Annotated in this window: 15 protein-coding genes; 8 read left to right on the top strand and 7 right to left on the bottom strand. The window is 70.6% G+C overall.

Annotation, left to right across the window (positions count from 1 at the left end):
• Positions 1–78 precede the first annotated feature (78 nt).
• Positions 79–2,757: a glycoside hydrolase family 9 protein gene (locus ACLJOU_RS27925; protein ID WP_410571292.1), complete on the top strand. Its 2,679-nt coding sequence runs from the start codon at positions 79–81 to the stop codon at positions 2,755–2,757.
• Positions 2,758–2,892: 135 nt separating this feature from the next.
• Here ACLJOU_RS27925 and ACLJOU_RS27920 read toward each other — a convergent pair whose 3' ends face one another.
• Positions 2,893–3,324: a hypothetical protein gene (locus ACLJOU_RS27920; protein WP_410571291.1), complete on the bottom strand. Its 432-nt coding sequence runs from the start codon at positions 3,322–3,324 to the stop codon at positions 2,893–2,895.
• A 430-nt stretch (positions 3,325–3,754) separates the two neighbouring features.
• On the opposite strand from ACLJOU_RS27920, the gene ACLJOU_RS27915 reads away from it, so the two are divergent.
• Positions 3,755–4,519, top strand: a complete 765-nt coding sequence (locus ACLJOU_RS27915) for a DUF1206 domain-containing protein (RefSeq protein WP_410571289.1) — start codon at positions 3,755–3,757, stop codon at positions 4,517–4,519.
• 30 nt (positions 4,520–4,549) lie between these two features.
• Here ACLJOU_RS27915 and ACLJOU_RS27910 read toward each other — a convergent pair whose 3' ends face one another.
• Positions 4,550–4,900 carry a UBP-type zinc finger domain-containing protein gene (locus ACLJOU_RS27910; protein ID WP_410571287.1) on the bottom strand — a complete coding sequence of 117 codons (351 nt, stop codon included), beginning with the start codon at positions 4,898–4,900 and terminating at the stop codon, positions 4,550–4,552.
• Between ACLJOU_RS27910 and ACLJOU_RS27905 the strand changes: the two genes are divergently transcribed.
• Positions 4,899–5,072 (top strand): hypothetical protein, encoded by a 174-nt coding sequence (locus ACLJOU_RS27905; RefSeq protein WP_410571286.1) that lies wholly within the window; start codon positions 4,899–4,901, stop codon positions 5,070–5,072. The genes ACLJOU_RS27910 and ACLJOU_RS27905 overlap by 2 nt on opposite strands.
• 144 nt (positions 5,073–5,216) lie before the next feature.
• A complete protein-coding gene (locus ACLJOU_RS27900; protein ID WP_410571284.1) occupies positions 5,217–6,413 on the top strand; it encodes a glycoside hydrolase family 5 protein in 1,197 nt (398 codons plus the stop codon).
• Between the two features lie 101 nt (positions 6,414–6,514).
• On the opposite strand, the gene ACLJOU_RS27895 is transcribed toward ACLJOU_RS27900, so the two are convergent.
• Positions 6,515–9,391 (bottom strand): glycoside hydrolase family 9 protein, encoded by a 2,877-nt coding sequence (locus ACLJOU_RS27895; protein WP_410571282.1) that lies wholly within the window; start codon positions 9,389–9,391, stop codon positions 6,515–6,517.
• A gap of 243 nt (positions 9,392–9,634) precedes the next feature.
• On the opposite strand from ACLJOU_RS27895, the gene ACLJOU_RS27890 reads away from it, so the two are divergent.
• Together ACLJOU_RS27890 and ACLJOU_RS27885 are read left to right on the top strand one after the other, a co-directional pair.
• The gene (locus ACLJOU_RS27890; RefSeq protein WP_410571281.1) at positions 9,635–11,263 is read left to right on the top strand and encodes a glycoside hydrolase family 27 protein; all 1,629 of its coding nucleotides are present in this window, start codon (positions 9,635–9,637) and stop codon (positions 11,261–11,263) included.
• A 110-nt stretch (positions 11,264–11,373) separates the two neighbouring features.
• The gene (locus tag ACLJOU_RS27885) at positions 11,374–11,607 is read left to right on the top strand and encodes a hypothetical protein (RefSeq protein ID WP_410571280.1); all 234 of its coding nucleotides are present in this window, start codon (positions 11,374–11,376) and stop codon (positions 11,605–11,607) included.
• Positions 11,608–11,862: 255 nt separating this feature from the next.
• Here ACLJOU_RS27885 and ACLJOU_RS27880 read toward each other — a convergent pair whose 3' ends face one another.
• From ACLJOU_RS27880 to ACLJOU_RS27865, 4 genes are all read right to left on the bottom strand, one after another.
• Entirely contained in the window at positions 11,863–12,216 is a 354-nt protein-coding gene (locus tag ACLJOU_RS27880; RefSeq protein WP_410571278.1) for a hypothetical protein, read from the bottom strand.
• 411 nt (positions 12,217–12,627) lie between these two features.
• Positions 12,628–12,921: an ANTAR domain-containing protein gene (locus tag ACLJOU_RS27875; RefSeq protein WP_410571277.1), complete on the bottom strand. Its 294-nt coding sequence runs from the start codon at positions 12,919–12,921 to the stop codon at positions 12,628–12,630.
• 84 nt (positions 12,922–13,005) lie between these two features.
• Positions 13,006–13,356 (bottom strand): hypothetical protein, encoded by a 351-nt coding sequence (locus ACLJOU_RS27870; RefSeq protein WP_410571275.1) that lies wholly within the window; start codon positions 13,354–13,356, stop codon positions 13,006–13,008.
• 105 nt (positions 13,357–13,461) lie between these two features.
• Positions 13,462–13,836 carry a hypothetical protein gene (locus ACLJOU_RS27865; RefSeq protein ID WP_410571274.1) on the bottom strand — a complete coding sequence of 125 codons (375 nt, stop codon included), beginning with the start codon at positions 13,834–13,836 and terminating at the stop codon, positions 13,462–13,464.
• Between the two features lie 422 nt (positions 13,837–14,258).
• Here ACLJOU_RS27865 and ACLJOU_RS27860 point away from each other — a divergent pair, with 422 nt between their 5' ends.
• Together ACLJOU_RS27860 and ACLJOU_RS27855 are read left to right on the top strand one after the other, a co-directional pair.
• A complete protein-coding gene (locus tag ACLJOU_RS27860) occupies positions 14,259–15,095 on the top strand; it encodes a hypothetical protein (protein WP_410571273.1) in 837 nt (278 codons plus the stop codon).
• The gene (locus ACLJOU_RS27855) at positions 15,092–16,057 is read left to right on the top strand and encodes a polysaccharide deacetylase family protein (RefSeq protein WP_410571271.1); all 966 of its coding nucleotides are present in this window, start codon (positions 15,092–15,094) and stop codon (positions 16,055–16,057) included. The genes ACLJOU_RS27860 and ACLJOU_RS27855 overlap by 4 nt, the downstream gene beginning before the upstream one ends.
• Positions 16,058–16,097 lie beyond the last annotated feature (40 nt).

Here is a 16,097-nt window from a genome sequence, read left to right as displayed (position 1 = left end):
AGACGCCAATCCTTTACACGGACCACCCGGCTTCTTACTCTTTCGATCTGGAAGCGCTCCCAGAATCGAGGAGGCGGAGTGCGCACTTCAGCGTTGAAGGCGTTGTCCCGGGCGGTCGTCGCGGTGCTCGTGCTCGGCTTGGCCCTGGTGGTTCCGGGAGCGCCCGCGGGCGCCGCGGGGAAGTTCAACTACGGTGAGGCGCTGCAGAAGGCCGTCTGGTTCTACGACGCCCAGCGCTCCGGGGCATTGCCCGCGAGCAATCGGGTCTCGTGGCGCGGCCCGTCCGCCCTCGACGACGGCAAGGACGCCGGGCTCGACCTCACCGGCGGGTTCTACGACGCCGGCGACCACGTCAAGTTCGGGCTGCCGTTCGAGTTCAGCATGACCATGCTGGCCTGGGGCGCGCTGGAAAACCGGACCGCCTACCAGAGCTCCGGCCAATGGGCGTCGCTGCTGTCGAACCTGCGCTGGGGTGACGACTGGCTGATCAAGGCGCACCCGCAGCCCGACGTGCTCTACGGCCAGGTCGGCAAGGGCGACGACGACCACAAGTGGTGGGGACCCGCCGAGACGATGACCATGGCGCGGCCCGCCTACCGCATCGACGACTCCTGCCCCGGCTCGGACCTCGCCGGCGAGGCCGCCGCCCAGATGGCCGCGAGCTCGATGGTGTTCCAGGGCAGCGACGCCACCTACGCGGCGACCCTGCTGACCCACGCCAAGCAGCTGTACTCGTTCGCCGACAACCACCGCGGCGTCTACTCCAACTGCATCACCGACGCCCAGAACTTCTACAAGTCCTGGAGCGGCTACCAGGACGAGCTCGTGTGGGGTGCCATCTGGCTCTACAAGGCCACCGGCGACAGCAGCTACCTGACCAAGGCGCGCGCCGAGTACGAGAAGCTGTCCACCGAACCGCAGACCACCACCCGCTCCTACCGCTGGACGCTGGCCTGGGACGACAAGTCCTACGGCGCCTACGTCCTGCTCGCCCAGCTCACCGGCGACCCCGAGTACCTCGCCGACGCGAACCGCTGGCTGGACTGGTGGACCACCGGCGTCAACGGCCAGCACGTGCCCTACTCCCCCGGCGGCCAGGCCGTGCTCGACCAGTGGGGCTCGCTGCGGTACGCGGCGAACACCGCGTTCGTGGCGCTCACCTACTCGGACTGGTTGCGCGCCAAAGATCCCACCCGCGCCACCACATACCACGACTTCGGCGTGCGGCAGATCGACTACGCCCTCGGCGACAACCCGCGCGGCGCGAGCTTCGAGGTCGGGTTCGGCGTCAACCCGCCGCGCAACCCGCACCACCGCACCGCGCACGGGTCCTGGGCCGACAACATCAACGAGCCGGCGCAGAGCCGGCACGTCCTCTACGGCGCCCTCGTCGGCGGGCCCAGCTCGGCCAACGACGCCTACACCGACGACCGCACCAACTACACGATGAACGAGGTGGCCCTCGACTACAACGCCGGCTTCACCGGCGCGCTGGCCCGCCTCTACGGCGAGTACGGCGGTGCCCCGCTGGCCGCCTTCCCGCCCAAGGAAACCCCGGACGGCCCGGAGCTCCTGGCGCAGGGCGCGCTCAACCAGCCCGACGGCGGCACGTTCACCGAGGTCAAGGCGTACGTCCTCAACAAGTCGGCGTGGCCGGCCCGGACGTTCACCGGCTCGCTGCGGTACTACTTCACGCTCGACGGCGGCACCACGCCGAGCCAGATCTCGGTCACGTCGGCGTACAACCAGTGCGACGCCCCGACCGTGCACCAGTTCTCCGGCGCGGTGTACTACGTCGAGATCCCGTGCTCCGGCGGTGTCGCTCCCGGCGGGCAGTCGCGCTACCGCAAGGAAGTGCAGTTCCGGATCAGCAGCGCCGGCACCTGGGACCCCGCCAACGACTGGTCGCACACCGGCCTCGCCCCCAGCGGGACCGCGCCGGCCAACGACCCGCAACTGGTGCTGACCCAAGGTTCCACGGTGCTGTGGGGCAGCGAGCCGGGACCGTCCACAGCGGACACCACGCCGCCGTCGGCGCCCACCGGGGTCACCGCCACCGCCGGCAGCACCAGCGTCGGTCTCACCTGGACCGCCGCCACCGACGACGTCGGCGTCGCCGGGTACGACGTGCTGAACTCCGCCGGGACGGTGGTCGGCAGCACCACCGGGACCGGCTACCAGGTCACGGGCCTCACCCCGGGCACGGCGTACACGTTCTCGGTCCAGGCCCGGGACGCCGCCGGCAACCGGTCCACGGCCAGCAGCCCGGTTTCGGTCACCACCACGACCACCGGCGGCAACCCCGGCACCGGCTCGCTCGCCGTCCAGCAACGCGGCGGGAGTGACACCTCCAGCAGTCAGATCCGCACCAGCCTGCAGGTCGTCAACCGGGGCAGCACGCCGGTCGCCCTGACCGGCGTCACCGCCCGCTACTGGTTCACCGGAGACGCCACCAACCCGGGCTACCAGATCTGGTGCGACTACGCGGTCGCGGGCTGCGCGAACGTCACCTTGCGCGTGGTGAAGCTCAGCACACCGCGCCCGGGAGCCGACGCGTATGTCGAGGTCGGCTTCAGCGGCGGCACCCTGGCCGCCGGCGCGAGCACCGGCGAAGTGCAGGTGCGCGTGGCCAAGGCCGACTGGTCCCCGTTCAACCAGGCCGACGACTACAGCTACCGCACGGCGGCGGCGTTCACCGACCTCGCCACCGCCACCGCCTACCAGTCGGGCACCCTCGGCTGGGGCACCGAACCCTGATCGTCAGCCTCCGGATGCCGTCCTGCGTGGGGATGGATGAAGTGGTTGCGGTGGCCTGGCCGGTGCACGACCAGGCCACCGCGTACCTGACGGTCCGGTTCCAGCCACCGGACGGCGGACTGCGGCGGCGTTCGCCTACACCGGTGGCTGAGCGGCGCCGCCGGGCCAGGTACCGACCCCGTGCACCTCGTTCCACCGGAACAGCTCGTAGCCCTTCAGCATGATCTGGGGCAGGTGCCGGGCCCGTTTGACTTCGATGGCGGCGTCCAGGAGGGCGAGGGCGTCCGGGTTGCGGACGTCCGTCCCGGCCAGTTCGAAGATGAGGCAGGACGCCCCGTAGGTGGCGAACCCGGTGTCGTCACCCGCGACGGCGGCGCGCAGTTCGGCGGCGAACCCGGCCAGGTCCTGCCGGGCGAACCCAAGGAACGGCTGGATGCAGGTCGGGAAGATGTCGGCCGAGGCGATCCCCGAACCGCGGACGTCGAACTCGAAGCGGCCCAGCAGTTCGAGGCGGCGGGCCGTGTCCGCGGGAAGGCGGGACTGCGTTCTGCGGCTGAACCAAGCCATGCCGTCGATCCCTTCCTGAGGCGGCGTCGACGAGCAGAGTCGTGCCGTGCCGCGGGCTTGTTACGCCGGGCCGCGACGCGGTACCACCGCGTCGACGCCGGCGAGCAGTTCCGCGGCAGGTTCCTCCGGCTGCCACGTCCGCTCGTCCGGCGTCTCGGCGGCCCGCCGCATCAGGCGGACGACCTGGTTCCCCCGGTGGTCAACAGGGCGGTCAACGTCTCGCGCCGGTACCGCCGGTGCGTCTGCCGCCACGCTCACCTCTGGATGCACAGGCGATGCACTGTCCGACAAGGGTACGAGAGACATGGCCGTTTCGCGCGGTGAACCGGGCCCAATACGATCCGAAATCGATGCGCCGCCGACAGATTCACGGCCCCGCTACGCAGGTGCCTCTGGTCAAATCCGACGGAGATGAGTAAAACTCACCTTCATGCCCGAACTGAGAATTTTCAGCGTGCTTGCCCGGATCGGGTTGACTTGCTACGCGGCGGTACACCTGATCGTCGCGTGGCTCGCCGCCCAGGTGGCCCTGGGCGACAACGAGCGCGCCGACAAGGCGGGCGCGCTCCAGATCGTCGCGACCGAAGGCGGCGCGTGGCTGCTCTGGCTCGTCGCCGCCGGCACCGGTGTGCTCGCACTGTGGCAGCTCGCCGAGGCGGTCACCGGCCACCGGCACGCCGCACCGCGGCGGCGATGGGCGCGGCGGGCGGCCAGCGGTGTCGAAGTGGTGCTGTACGGCCTCGTCTCCTACAGCGCCGCGAAGACCGCAACCGGCGCTTCGGGCAAGGCCGGTTCCGTGGTCGCCGGCGTGCTGGCCCGGCCGTGGGGCGCCGCCGCGGTGATCACGGCGGGGATCGTGGTCATCGCGGTCGCGGCGTGGCTCGCCTACCGCGGCGCCCGGAAGAAGTTCCTCCGCGACCTCGACTTCGGCGGCGCGTCGCCCACCCTGCGCCGCTCGGCCACCCGCCTCGGGCAGATCGGCTGGTGCGCGGTGGGGGTCACGTACGCGACCGTCGGCGTGATGTTCGTCCTGGCGGCGATCCGCTACGACCCCGCCAAGGCCGGCGGCCTGGACCCGGCGCTGAAGACGCTGGCCGTGCAGCCGTACGGACAGGCCCTGCTGCTGGCGCTGGCCGCGGGCATTGCGGTGTTCAGCGTGTTCGCGTTGCTGGAGGCGCGGTACCGCCGCCTGTGACCCGCTCGAGCCGCGGCGAAGCCCGGGCGGCTACCGGTGCAGGTGCTGGGTCCAGTCCCCCGGCACACGGTCCGCCGGGCCGGGCGCGGCCTGGCTCAGGGGGCGGTGCTGCGGGCCCGCGAGCTCCGGGCCGGACTCGTAGAGGGTTTCGTCGCCGTAGTCCCAGAACCACTCCTCGCCGGGCTCGAAGCTGCGGGCCAGGCGGTGCCCGCTGGCGGCGGCGTGACCGCTCGCGTGCCGGCCGGGCGAGGAGTCGCAGCACCCGATGTGCCCGCACTGCGCGCAGCGCCGGAGGTGGAACCACCAGCCCTGCGGGTCCGCGGCGTCGCAGTCCGCGCAGCCGGTGCCACTCGGCGGCACCGACGGATCCACTCCCTGCATGCTCACTCCTCTGCTCGGGCCTCGTGCGGCCGACACTCCACCGAAAGGCTACGTCCTGCCGGCAGAGGCGGCGATCACCGCGGGGCGCGAACGCACCACCGGCGGGATGAACGCGTCCGGGCGCGACAACATCACCGTCGCCCTCGTCGACTTCCGGGCGGACGGTTCCTGAGCGATTTTTCGTCGAATTCCCGTCGATTTCTTCGATCATTCGATTCCTTCGACCGCCCGGGTTATCCGGGAACACGTGCAGCATTGACGGTCGATATCGGACATGTTGGAATATCTCCATCCATGGACACGGGAGGTATCCGTCATGACTTCGAGAGCAACGAAGCTCCGGTCCGCGTTCCTCGCCGTCACACTGGCCGTCACCGCCGGTTTTTCCGGGGTTGCTCCGGCTTCCGCCGGCGGGCTGAATGCGGCGCAGATCGTGGCCGAAATGGGCGCCGGGTGGAATCTGGGGAACCAGCTGGAAGCCAGCAGCAACGGTGTGCCCAGCGAAACCGCCTGGGGGCAGCCGACCGTCACCCAGGCGCTCATCGACAAAGTCAAAGCCGCCGGGTTCCGGACCATCCGGATTCCGGTCTCGTACCTGAACTACATCGGCGCGGGGCCGGACTACACCGTCAACGCCGCCTGGCTGAACCGGGTCCAGCAGGTCGTCGACTACGCGTACAACCGCGGCCTGTACGTGCTGGTCGACATGCACGGCGACGGCTACAAGACCGTCAACGGCTCGTGGCTGATCTGCGATTCCGGCAACCAGGCCACCGTCAAGGCCAAGTACCAGAAGGTCTGGCAGCAGGTCGCGGCTCGGTTCGCCGGCTACGACCAGCACCTCGTCCTGGAGGCGATGAACGAGGAGTTCGACGGGCAGTACGGCAACCCGACCCAGCCCTGCTACTCGAACATCAACGCCTACGACCAGATCTTCGTCGACACCGTGCGCAAGGCCGGCGGGAACAACGGTTCGCGGTGGCTGCTCGTCGCGGGCTGGAACACGAACATCGATTACACCACCGGCAACTACGGCTTCGTCATGCCCACCGACCAGTTCCGGTCGCCGTCGGTTCCCGCGGGTGAAAAGCGGATGATGATTTCCGTCCACTACTACAGCCCGTGGGACTTCGCCGGCGAGGAAAACGGCACCATCACGCAGTGGGGCCGCGGCGCGGCCAACCCGTCGAAAAAGTCGACCTGGGGCCAGGAAGACTACCTGGACGCCCAGCTCAAATCGGTGCGCGACACCTTCGTCGCCAAGGGCTACCCCGCGATCGTCGGCGAATACGGGTCGATCGACAAGTCGTCGTTCGATTCCGCGAACAACCGCTACCGCGCCGACTTCGCGCGGGCGGTCGTGTCGACGGCCAAGAAGTACGGCGCCGCCACGGTGTACTGGGACAACGGCAACAACGGGCAGTACGGCTTCGGCCTGTTCGACCGCCGGTCCTACGCGGTCACCCACCAGGGCATCATCGACGCCATCCTGGGCGGCCTCGCGAGCCGGTGAGCACCCGGACAAGTGTGGACAGACGCGCCGAGGGGGGAGGAGGCGCGCCTGCCCACACTTGAAACGCTAGCGGACAGTCCGGCAGTTCGCCGATCGAAGCGTCAGCTGCAGGTCTTCCCGTTCACCGCGAAGGCCGCCGGGCGCTGGTTGGTGCCCGTGTAGCTGCCGTTGAACCCGATCGAGACGGACTTGCCCGCCCCCACCGCGGCGTTCCACGGCATGGCCGTGGCCGTGACGTCCGCGCCGGACTGCGCCCAGGTCGCCGACCAGCCCTGGCTCACCTTCTGGGTGCCCGGGAAGGCGAACTTCAGCGTCCAGGTCGGCCACGCCGTCGTCCCGGTGTTGGTGAGCGTGACGGAGGCCGTGAAGCCGCCGGACCAGGAGTTCGCCGTGTACGTCACCGCGCAACCGCCGCCCGAGGCGTCCGGCAGGGTCGTGAACTGCGCCGATGCCGAGTCCGGCCCGGTGAGGCCGGCGCCGTTGCGGGCGACCACCACCAGGGTGTAGGCGGTCGACGGCGACAGCCCGGTCAGGGTCGCGCTCGTCCCGGTGACCGTGGCGAGCACCTTGCGGGCCGTGCCGGTCACGCTGACGACGTCGTAGTTCTTGATCCCGCTCTCCGCGTCCGAAGACGCCGCCCAGGTCACCGTCGCGCCCGTCGCGGTCACCGCGGACACGGCCGGCTTGCCCGCCGCGGCCGGGGCGGTCGTGTCCACCGCCGACGGCGACTTCTCGGCGGTCCAGTTCGCCAGCCAGGCCAGCGCCGAGTTCCAGTTGATCGCGACCTCGTTCACCGAGTACGCCTGGATGTCGTCGACGAAGCAGCGCTGGGGCGCGCAGCCGGCGAGCAGCCGGGCCGCGGTCGGGTCCTGCAGGCCACTGTTCGGCCCGCCGGACAGTGCCCCGGGCGGCGCGGTCGGCAGCGACGGGTCCAGCTCGTGCGCCCAGAACCGGTGGTGCACGTTCTGCACCGCCTGGTCGCCGTGGCCGGAGACGTAGGAGTAGTTCGCAGGGTTGCGGCCCAGCAGGTAGTCCATGGCCTGGAACGCGCCGTCGCGGTACTTGTCCTGCTTGGTGAAGTCATAGGCGAGGGCCAGCACGACGCCGTTGTTGGCCACCAGGCCGTTGGATCCCCACTCGTACGTGCCGTCGGCCGTCCGGTAGGGCGCGGGGTAGCCCATGCCCGCCATCTGGGCCAGGTGGCTGTCGGCGGTCGTGGTGATGGCCGTCTTGATCGCCGCCACGTCCGCCGCCGGCAGGTCGGTGGGCACCAGGGCGAGCGTGATGTCACCGAGCGCGCCCGTCGAGCCCCAGTCGAAGCCGTGGGTGTTGAAGCTGACGCCGCGGTAGAGCGACGAGCCGGTGACGTCGGCGCGGTAGCCGGACTGGCCCGTGGTCGCGAAGAGTTCGGCGGCCGCCCAGTAGAACTCGTCGGTCACGGTGTTGTCGCTGTAGGTGCCGCCACCGGTGCCGTCGTTCGGGTCGGCGAGCACGTTCGGGTTGGCCTTCGCCGCGGCGTAGGCCTTCTCGGCCGCGGCGAGCAGCTTCGCCGAGTAAGCCGGGTCGATGGTCCGCCACAGCCGGGACGCCTGCGCGGCGACCGCGGCCATGTTCAGCGTCGCCGCCGTGCTCGGCGGGGAGAGCCGGCGCGGCTGGCTGTCCTGGTCGGGCCGGGTGGGCAGGGCGGTCCACTGCGCGTCGTGGATCTTGTGGTGCACCATGCCCGCGTTCGGCTTGCCGTCGGGGACCTGCATGGAAAGCAGGAAGTCGACCTCCCAGCGGGCTTCGTCGAGGATGTCGGGGACGCCGTTGGCCTGCTCCGGGATGGCGAGCTTGCCGTCACCCAGCGCGCTCGCGTCGCCGAGCTTCAGCGCGCGCTCGTACTCGTCGAGCAGTTCCCAGGTCGCGATGCCGCCGTTGACGACGTACTTGCCGTGGTCGCCGGCGTCGTACCAGCCGCCGCGCACGTCGAGGGTGTACCCGCAGTTCAGGTCCGACCGGCAGGGGACGTTGTTGTCACCCTGGTTCGGGGCGACGTTCACGTGGCCCGCGGGGCGCGCGTAGGTGGCCCCGACGTACTGGGCGTCGATCGCGATGCCGCTGCGCTGGTGGTAGAAGAACGCCAGCGCGTCGTAGCGCAGCTTCTTCAGCCCGTCCGCGGAGATGTCGAAGGGGAAGCTGGTCTCCGAGCCGACGGCCAGCGTGTACCCGGTGCCCGCGGTGTCGTAGGCGGAGAAGTCGATGTCGTGGACGCTCTCGCCGGACGCGGCGTCCGCGCCGCGGGGGCGGGTCTGGCCGCTGGCGACCGCGGTGCCCGCGGAGTTGCGCAACGTCCACGTCACCGGGGTCGTCGAGCTGCTGATCACCGTGGCGTGCTTGGGCAGGCCCGGGGTGTAACTTTCCTGGTTCACCCGGATGCCGCTCGTCGGCGGCAGGCCGCCGGGCGGGATCACGCCGCCGACCAGCGAAATGTTGTCCAGGCAGACGGTGTTGTTCGCGGCCTGGCCGCCGAACCAGAAGGCCAGCTGGCCGTTGCCGGCGGCTGGGAAGTCCAAAGTGGACGTGAAGGTGACGGTGAAGTGCTGCGTGGCCGGGGTGACCGTCAGGTCGGTCCGGGAGATCTGCCGGTAGGGCGAGACGGCCTCGCCCGCGACGGCCGAAATCGGCTGACTGGTCGTCGCGTGCGCGTCGAACTGCAGCGTGTACTGCTGTCCCGCCTCGAAGGGAACGCCGTTCTGGCCGACCAGCGCGTCGTAGCCGTTGGCCGTGCCGCCGGTGACATCGGTGCAGAACTCACCGCCGGTGACGTGCCCGGCCGTCCCGGCCCCGGCCCACCAGGGGTCGATGGTGCCCCCGGCGAAGGTGCCGTTGAGCAGCCGCTCGTAGTCCGCGGCGGCGGCGGGCACGGAACCCGCCGTCAACCCGAGCGCCGTCACCGCCAGCAACGCCAGTCCAGCCCGGAATCTCCTTGCCCGCATTCGCCATCTCCTCGTCGTTGAGCCCGGCGGAAGTGGGAGCGCTCCCAGACAGGGGACTGTAATCATCCGTGCACGCGTTTGGCAATGATGCGCCGATGGAGGGTGGACGCCGCACCGGCCTTCCTCTATACATACCTGGCCGGCTGATCAGCGAGGCGAAAGTTTCGGGAAGTTCGACGAAGCTCCGTGCGACCGGAAGTGTTAGCGCTAACTTGCGGTCCGCCCGTCCGGAAAGGGGCGACGATGCCCGCTCGAACCCGTTCACGGGTCCTGCACCTGTTCTCCGCGGCGGCCGCCGCGCTGTCGCTGTCCGTCGCGGTGCCGGCGGCCGCCGTCGCCGCGCCCGGGAGCCCGGCGGTGACCCCGCCACTGGGCTGGAACAGCTGGAACAGCTTCGGCTGCAACGTCTCCGAGTCCACCATCCACCAAGCGGCCGACGCGCTCGTCTCCTCCGGCATGCGCGACGCGGGCTACCAGTACGTCGTCGTCGACGACTGCTGGTTCGACCCGCAGCGCGACGCCCAGGGCAACCTGCGCGGCAACGCCTCGAAGTTCCCCAGCGGCATGCAGGCACTGGGCGACTACATCCACGCCCGCGGCCTCAAGTTCGGCATCTACCAGGTCCCCACCGACCGCACGTGCGCCCAGCGCACCGGCACCTACCCCGGCTCGACCGGCAGCCAGGGCCACGAGACGCAGGACGCCCGCACCTTCGCGTCCTGGGGCGTGGACTACCTCAAGTACGACTGGTGCTCCCCCGCCGGCACCCGCGACGAGCAGGTGACGCGGTTCGGCCTGATGCGCGACGCCCTGCGCGCCACCGGCCGTCCCATCGTCTACAGCATCAACCCCAACAGCTACCACGCCATCACCGGCGACAAGTACGACTGGGGCCAGGTCGCCGACCTGTGGCGCACCACCGAAGACCTGCTCGACATCTGGCAGAACGGCAACACGAACAGCTACCCGATGGGCGTCGGCAACGTCCTCGACGTCACCGCCCCGCTGGCCGCGCAGGCCGGTCCCGGGCACTGGAACGACCCGGACATGCTGGTCGTCGGCCGCCCGGGCCTGTCACTGACCGAATCCCGCGCGCACTTCGCCCTCTGGGCCCTGATGGCCGCGCCGCTGATGGCGGGCAACGACGTCCGCAGCATGTCCGCCGACATCAGCGCGGTCCTGCGCAACCCCCGGCTGCTGGCGATCGACCAGGACCGGCTGGGCGCGGGCGGGCGCCGGGTCCGCGACGACGGCAACGTCGAGGTGTTCGCCAAGCCCCTCGCCGACGGTTCGGTCGCCGTCGGGCTGCTCAACCGCGGCAGCGCGACCACGACGATCAGCACGACGGCGGCGCAGATCGGCCTGTCCGGCACGTCGTTCACGCTGACCGACGTGTGGACCGGCGGCACGTCGGCGAGCAGCGGAACGATCAGCGCGAGCGTGCCCGCCCACGGCGTGGCGGCCTACCGCGTCTCCGGCGGCACACCGCTGGCCGCCACGACCTCACGGCTGCGCGACGCGGGGTCCGGCCGCTGCCTGGACGTCGACAACGCCTCGACCGCGTCCGGCGCGGGCACGCTGATCTGGGACTGCCAGACGGCCGCGAACCAGCTCTGGACGACCTGGGACAACGGCGAAATCCGCGTCTTCGGCGACAAGTGCCTCGACGGCACGACCAGCGGCGCGCGGGTCTCGAGCCGCTCGTGCACGGGGCAGAGCAACCAGAAGTGGACCCTGGGATCGGACGGCACGGTCCGCAATGTCCAATCAGGACTTTGCTTGGACGTCGAAGGCGCCGCGACGGCCAACGGGACGCACGCGATCCTGTGGAGCTGCAACGGCCAGGCCAACCAGAAGTGGAGCCGGGTCTGACCCGGCCGGCCCTTCTCACCTGACCGAGGGACACGGGACCGGTAACACCAGCGGTAACGGCGCGATAACGAGAGGACGGACCGCACGCCCGACCGCAGGAGAAGCTTCCCTTGGAAACCCCGTGCCGAGGCCCCATCGACGTCACCCGGGTCGCCGGGTTCGACACCGGCACCGCCGACCCCGACGACCTCCGCCGCGCCGTTGCGGCGTCCCCCGGTTACACCCGGGCCGCCCGGGACCAGCAGGCCGCGCTGCTGGACATCGTGCTGCGGGTCGGCACCACGCCCGCTCCGGAGCCCGGGCGCCGCGGCGGGGGCGTCAGGCGGCTGCTGCGCGGCCGGTAACACGGCAAAAGCCGCGACCGAAGATTCGGTCGCGGCTTTCGTCTGCGCCGGGTGGGACCGGCGCGCCGGGCCTGGCGCGGCAGCCGGTCCCACCCGTGCCGGCGACTGCGGTGGATCGCTGCGTGCCCGGGACGGGGAACCGGAGTGTGCAGCTCGCTCCCTGTTCCGGGCCCGCGGCACGAGCTCACGCGCGGCGCCGTGGTCCGCGCCTCGGCCGGCTTCCGCACACACAACGGGCAGCCGTGGCGCGGGGACTCAGTGACCCTGGCTCGTGCCACCGTCGGCGAGGCCGCCGGACGCGCAGTTGTACGGGCTCTCGCCCTCGGCCTCGTGCTCGCCCGGCGACAGGATCGGCACGCCGATGCCGTTGAGCGAGTCGTGGATCGGCACCTGGACGCCGAGCACGTTGATGTCGTTGCTGCACACGCCGAGCACGGCGTTGACGTTGTGCAGGACGTCGGTGTTGTTCAGGTTGAGCAGGCCGAGCTGCTCGCTGTGGCCGCTGTGGTGGTGGTCGTAGCCGTCCGGGGTGCCGGCAGAAGCGACGCCACCCGCCAGGAAGGCGCCGGCCGCCATGGCCACCGTGACGAAACCAACCTTCTTCAGCATTTGTTCTCCTCGATCAGTCGGTGCATCGGACAGGACGGCGGCGTGGTGTGTGTTCTTCCGTCCCGCGTGAGGGGAACGTACTGAGAGAATGGTTCGAATTCCACTTGACGACACCATCGAGTGCGTACGCAGGCCGCTGACCGGGCCGACATTGGCCCGATCGTGTCAGCGAGGTTCACGCACCGGAAAACGTTTCGGTGAAAAGGCCGCCGTTCGCACACTCGTTCATGCCACAACCACCCGAAGAACCGCAACGGGAACCGCGCCGACGCCGTAGGATCGGAATCACGGATCGCGTTCCCCTCGACCTTCGGGGACGCCGTATCCGGCTGGTGAACCGGCGAGGTGTGAACCCCTCAGCCGAGCCCGCAGCCGGGCGACGCACGACTTCGCCGGTTCACCAGCCACTCTTCACGCCGGACCACCCAGCACGTGGCGGCACAACACCGCGCGGACAGCGCGTTCGGCGTCCTGATCGGCCAGCCCCGGCTCGGCGTCGCTGCCGGCGGCCACGACGACCGTGGCCACGTCACGGAGCTTGACGTTGCTCAGCTGCGACACGGTGACCAGCACGCCGAACGCCTCCGCGGCGGTGCAGCCGCGCAGGAGCATCACCATGCCCTTGGCCTGTTCGATCACCGGCTGGGACGACAGCGCCTCGCGCAGCTGAGCGTTTTCGACCGCCGGGTCGACGTCACCGGCCACGGTCGTGCTCCCATCCTTTCCGTTACCCAGCGAAAAAGCCGCCGCGCGGAAATGCATCCGCGCGACGGCTTCCCATCGGGTCGATCAGTGGCCCTGGGCGGTCCCGCCGTCCGCGATGCTGCCGCTCGCGCAGTTGGACGGCGACGAGCCCTCGGCCTCGTGCTCGCCCGGCGACAGGATCGGGACGTCGACGCCGTCCAGGGTTTCGTACACCGGAACCTGCACCCCGAGCACGTTGACGGGGATTTCGCAGACGCCGCCGACGAGGTTCACGTTGTGCAGCGCGTCGATGCTCTGCAGGTTGGCCAGGCCGTACTGCTCGCTCTGGTCTCCCGGGTGGCCCGAGACGGTGACGGTGGTCGCCGAGGCCGAGCCGCCGAACGCGGCCAGCCCTGCGGCCAGCGCGGTCGCGACGAATCCGAACTGCTTGATCACGAGAAAGAACTCCTCAACTGCCCGCCCTCGTCCGGGCGGCACTTCACGGCGCAAACCGCTGCTGCGCCATTCCGGAAACTGTTTTCTCCCCGCCGGAGCGGAAAGTCACTCGCCCTGGCTGGTGCCGCCGTCGGCGAGCCCGCTGGAGGCGCAGTTGTACGGCGACTCGCCCTCGGCCGAGCTCGCACCCGGCGACAGGATCGGCACGCCGAGCCCGTTCAGCGTGTCGTGCAGCGGCACCTGGACGCCGAGCACGTTGATGTCGTTGCCGCAGAGCCCGAGGGTGGCGTTGACGTTGTGCAGCGCGTCGGTGTTGTTCAGGTTCACCAGGCCGACCTGACCGGTCTGGTCGTAGTCGTAGCCGTAGTCGCCGTGGCGGTGACCGTGCTCGTCACCCGGCGTCCCCGCGGACGCGATCCCGCCGGTGACCAACGCGCCGGCCGCCATGGCCACGGCGACGAAGCCGATTTTCTTCAGCATGAATTCTCCCTCGATGAGACAATTGCCGCGGCGGCGTTCAAGGCACTGTTCCGCCCCGGCAGAAAACGTCATGGTGGGAAAAACGTACTGATGGGCCGCCGGGTGTTCCACCCGATTCACCGATCGTGTGGAGTCGGCAAGCCGCTGACCGGGGTTCGTATAGCCCGAACGGGTGGCTCACCCGGGTGGCGCCGATTTCGCCGGAACGCCGGAGCCGGGGAGCGACGAACCGTTACTACACACCGTGTTCCACCGGGGGGAACACCCCGGGGTGTCACGCTTTGGTGTTGCTCCTGCTCCGCGTATCGATCCCGGAGTGTAACAAATTCCCGAACCCCATCCTTCGAAAGTGAAGTCACTTCCGCGTTCCTACGCTTTGCCGGGGCACCCGGATCGGCGGTGCGGCACGTGAGGAGTGGTTCGTGGTGGATTACGCGGTGCTCGTGGCCTCCGCGGTGCTCTACGCGGTGGGGATCGTCGCGCAGAGCGTCGCCGCGCGGCGGGCCGGGAACCGGCCGGGCGCGGGGCTGGGACTGCTGGCCCGGCTCGCCGCCGACCGGCTGTACCTGCTGGGTTTCGCCGGCCAGGCCGGCGGTTTCGCGCTCGCGTTCTTCGCACGCGCTTCCCTGCCCCTGTACCTGGTCCAAGCCGCCTCTTCGTCGGCCATCGGGCTGGCGACGGCGTTCGGGGTCGTCGTCCTCGGCTGGCGGATCCGCACCGCGGAGGTGATGACGCTGGTGCTGCTGGCTTCCGGGCTCGTCGTGCTGGCCGGATCGTCGTCGGCCTCGGTCGCCACGGACCTCCCGATCGCGGGGGTCGCCGTCCTGGCGGCCGTGGTGCTCGGGATCGGGCTGGCCATGGTCCCTGCGGGCCGGGCGGCGACGTTCCTGCCCGCCGCGGTCCTGTCCGGGGTCGCGTTCGCCGTCGTGGCGGTCGCCAGCCGCACGCTCGCGCACCTCGATCTCGGTGCCCTGCCGGGAAATCCGCTGACCTGGCTGATGCTGGCGGCCGCGGTGCTCGGGCAGGCTTCGATGGCGGCCGCGCTGCAGCGCGGACCGGCGGCCGCGGTCGTGGCCACCGCCGACGCGACCACCATCGTGCTCTCGTCGGTCACCGGCATCGCCGTCCTCGGCGACCACGTCGTCGCCGGGCACGGGCCGTGGGTCGCCGCCGGGCTCGCCGTGGTCGTGTGCGGTGTGCTGCTGCTCGGCGTGCAGTCGCGCACCGGCACCGCCGCCCTCGCCGGGGAAGCCGCGTGAGCCCGCGGCCGCTGGCGAGCGTCTCGGTCGACCTCGACAACCTGTGGGCCTACCTCAAGACCCACGGCGATCCCGCGTGGCGCGACCGGCCCAGCTTCCTGCCGTCCGCGGTGCCGCGGCTGCTGGAGATCCTCGGCGAACAGGGCCTGACGACGACGGTCTTCGTCGTGGGTGCCGACGTCGTCCGCGAAGACGGCGCCAAAGCCGTCGCCGAGATCACCGCGGCCGGGCACGAGGTGGGCAACCACTCCTTCGGCCACGAACCCTGGCTGCACCGCTATTCCCGCGACCGGCTCGAAGACGAGCTGAGCCGGACCGAGGACGCGATCGCCGCCGCGGGCGCGCCCCGCCCGAGCGGGTTCCGCGGCCCCGGCTACAGCGTCACGCGCGACCTGATCGAGCTCCTCGCCGAGCGCGGGTACGCCTACGACGCCAGCACGCTGCCGACGTGGATCGGCCCGCTGGCCCGCGCGTACCACAACCGCACGGTGAAGACCGCGGACGAAGGGCAGGACGAGCTGTTCGGCGGGGTTTCCCGGGTGCTCGCGCCGGTGCACGCCTACCGCTGGCAGACGTGCGTGGGCCGCGAGCTGACCGAACTCCCGGTGACGACGATGCCGCTGCTGCGCACGCCGATCCACGGCTCGTACCTCCTGCAGCTGCACGAAATTTCACCCCGGCTCGCCCGCGGCTACTTCCGCACGGCGCTGCGGCTGTGCCGCGCCCGCGGGGTCTCCCCCTCGCTGCTGCTGCACCCGACCGACGTCCTCGGCGCCGCCGACGCGCCCGGGATGGAGTTCTTCCCCGGCATGGCGGCACCGGGCGGGCGGAAGGTGGCCTGGCTCGGCTGGGTGCTTTCCGCGCTGCGGGAGCACTTCGACGTCGTCGGCACCGGGGAGTACGTCCGCCGGACGACCGTGCGACGCACCCGGCCGGTGACCAGATTGGACGCCGGGAGATGACCGCCCACCAGGTTCTGCGGGGGTCCGGGTGGCGGAGCCC

The sequence above is a fragment of the Amycolatopsis sp. cmx-4-61 genome, assembly GCF_046548775.1.
In the GTDB taxonomy this organism is placed as follows: Bacteria; Actinomycetota; Actinomycetes; order Mycobacteriales; family Pseudonocardiaceae; genus Amycolatopsis.
The sequence above is the reverse complement of the archived record's forward strand: the minus strand, read 5'-3'. Positions and strand labels throughout refer to the sequence as shown.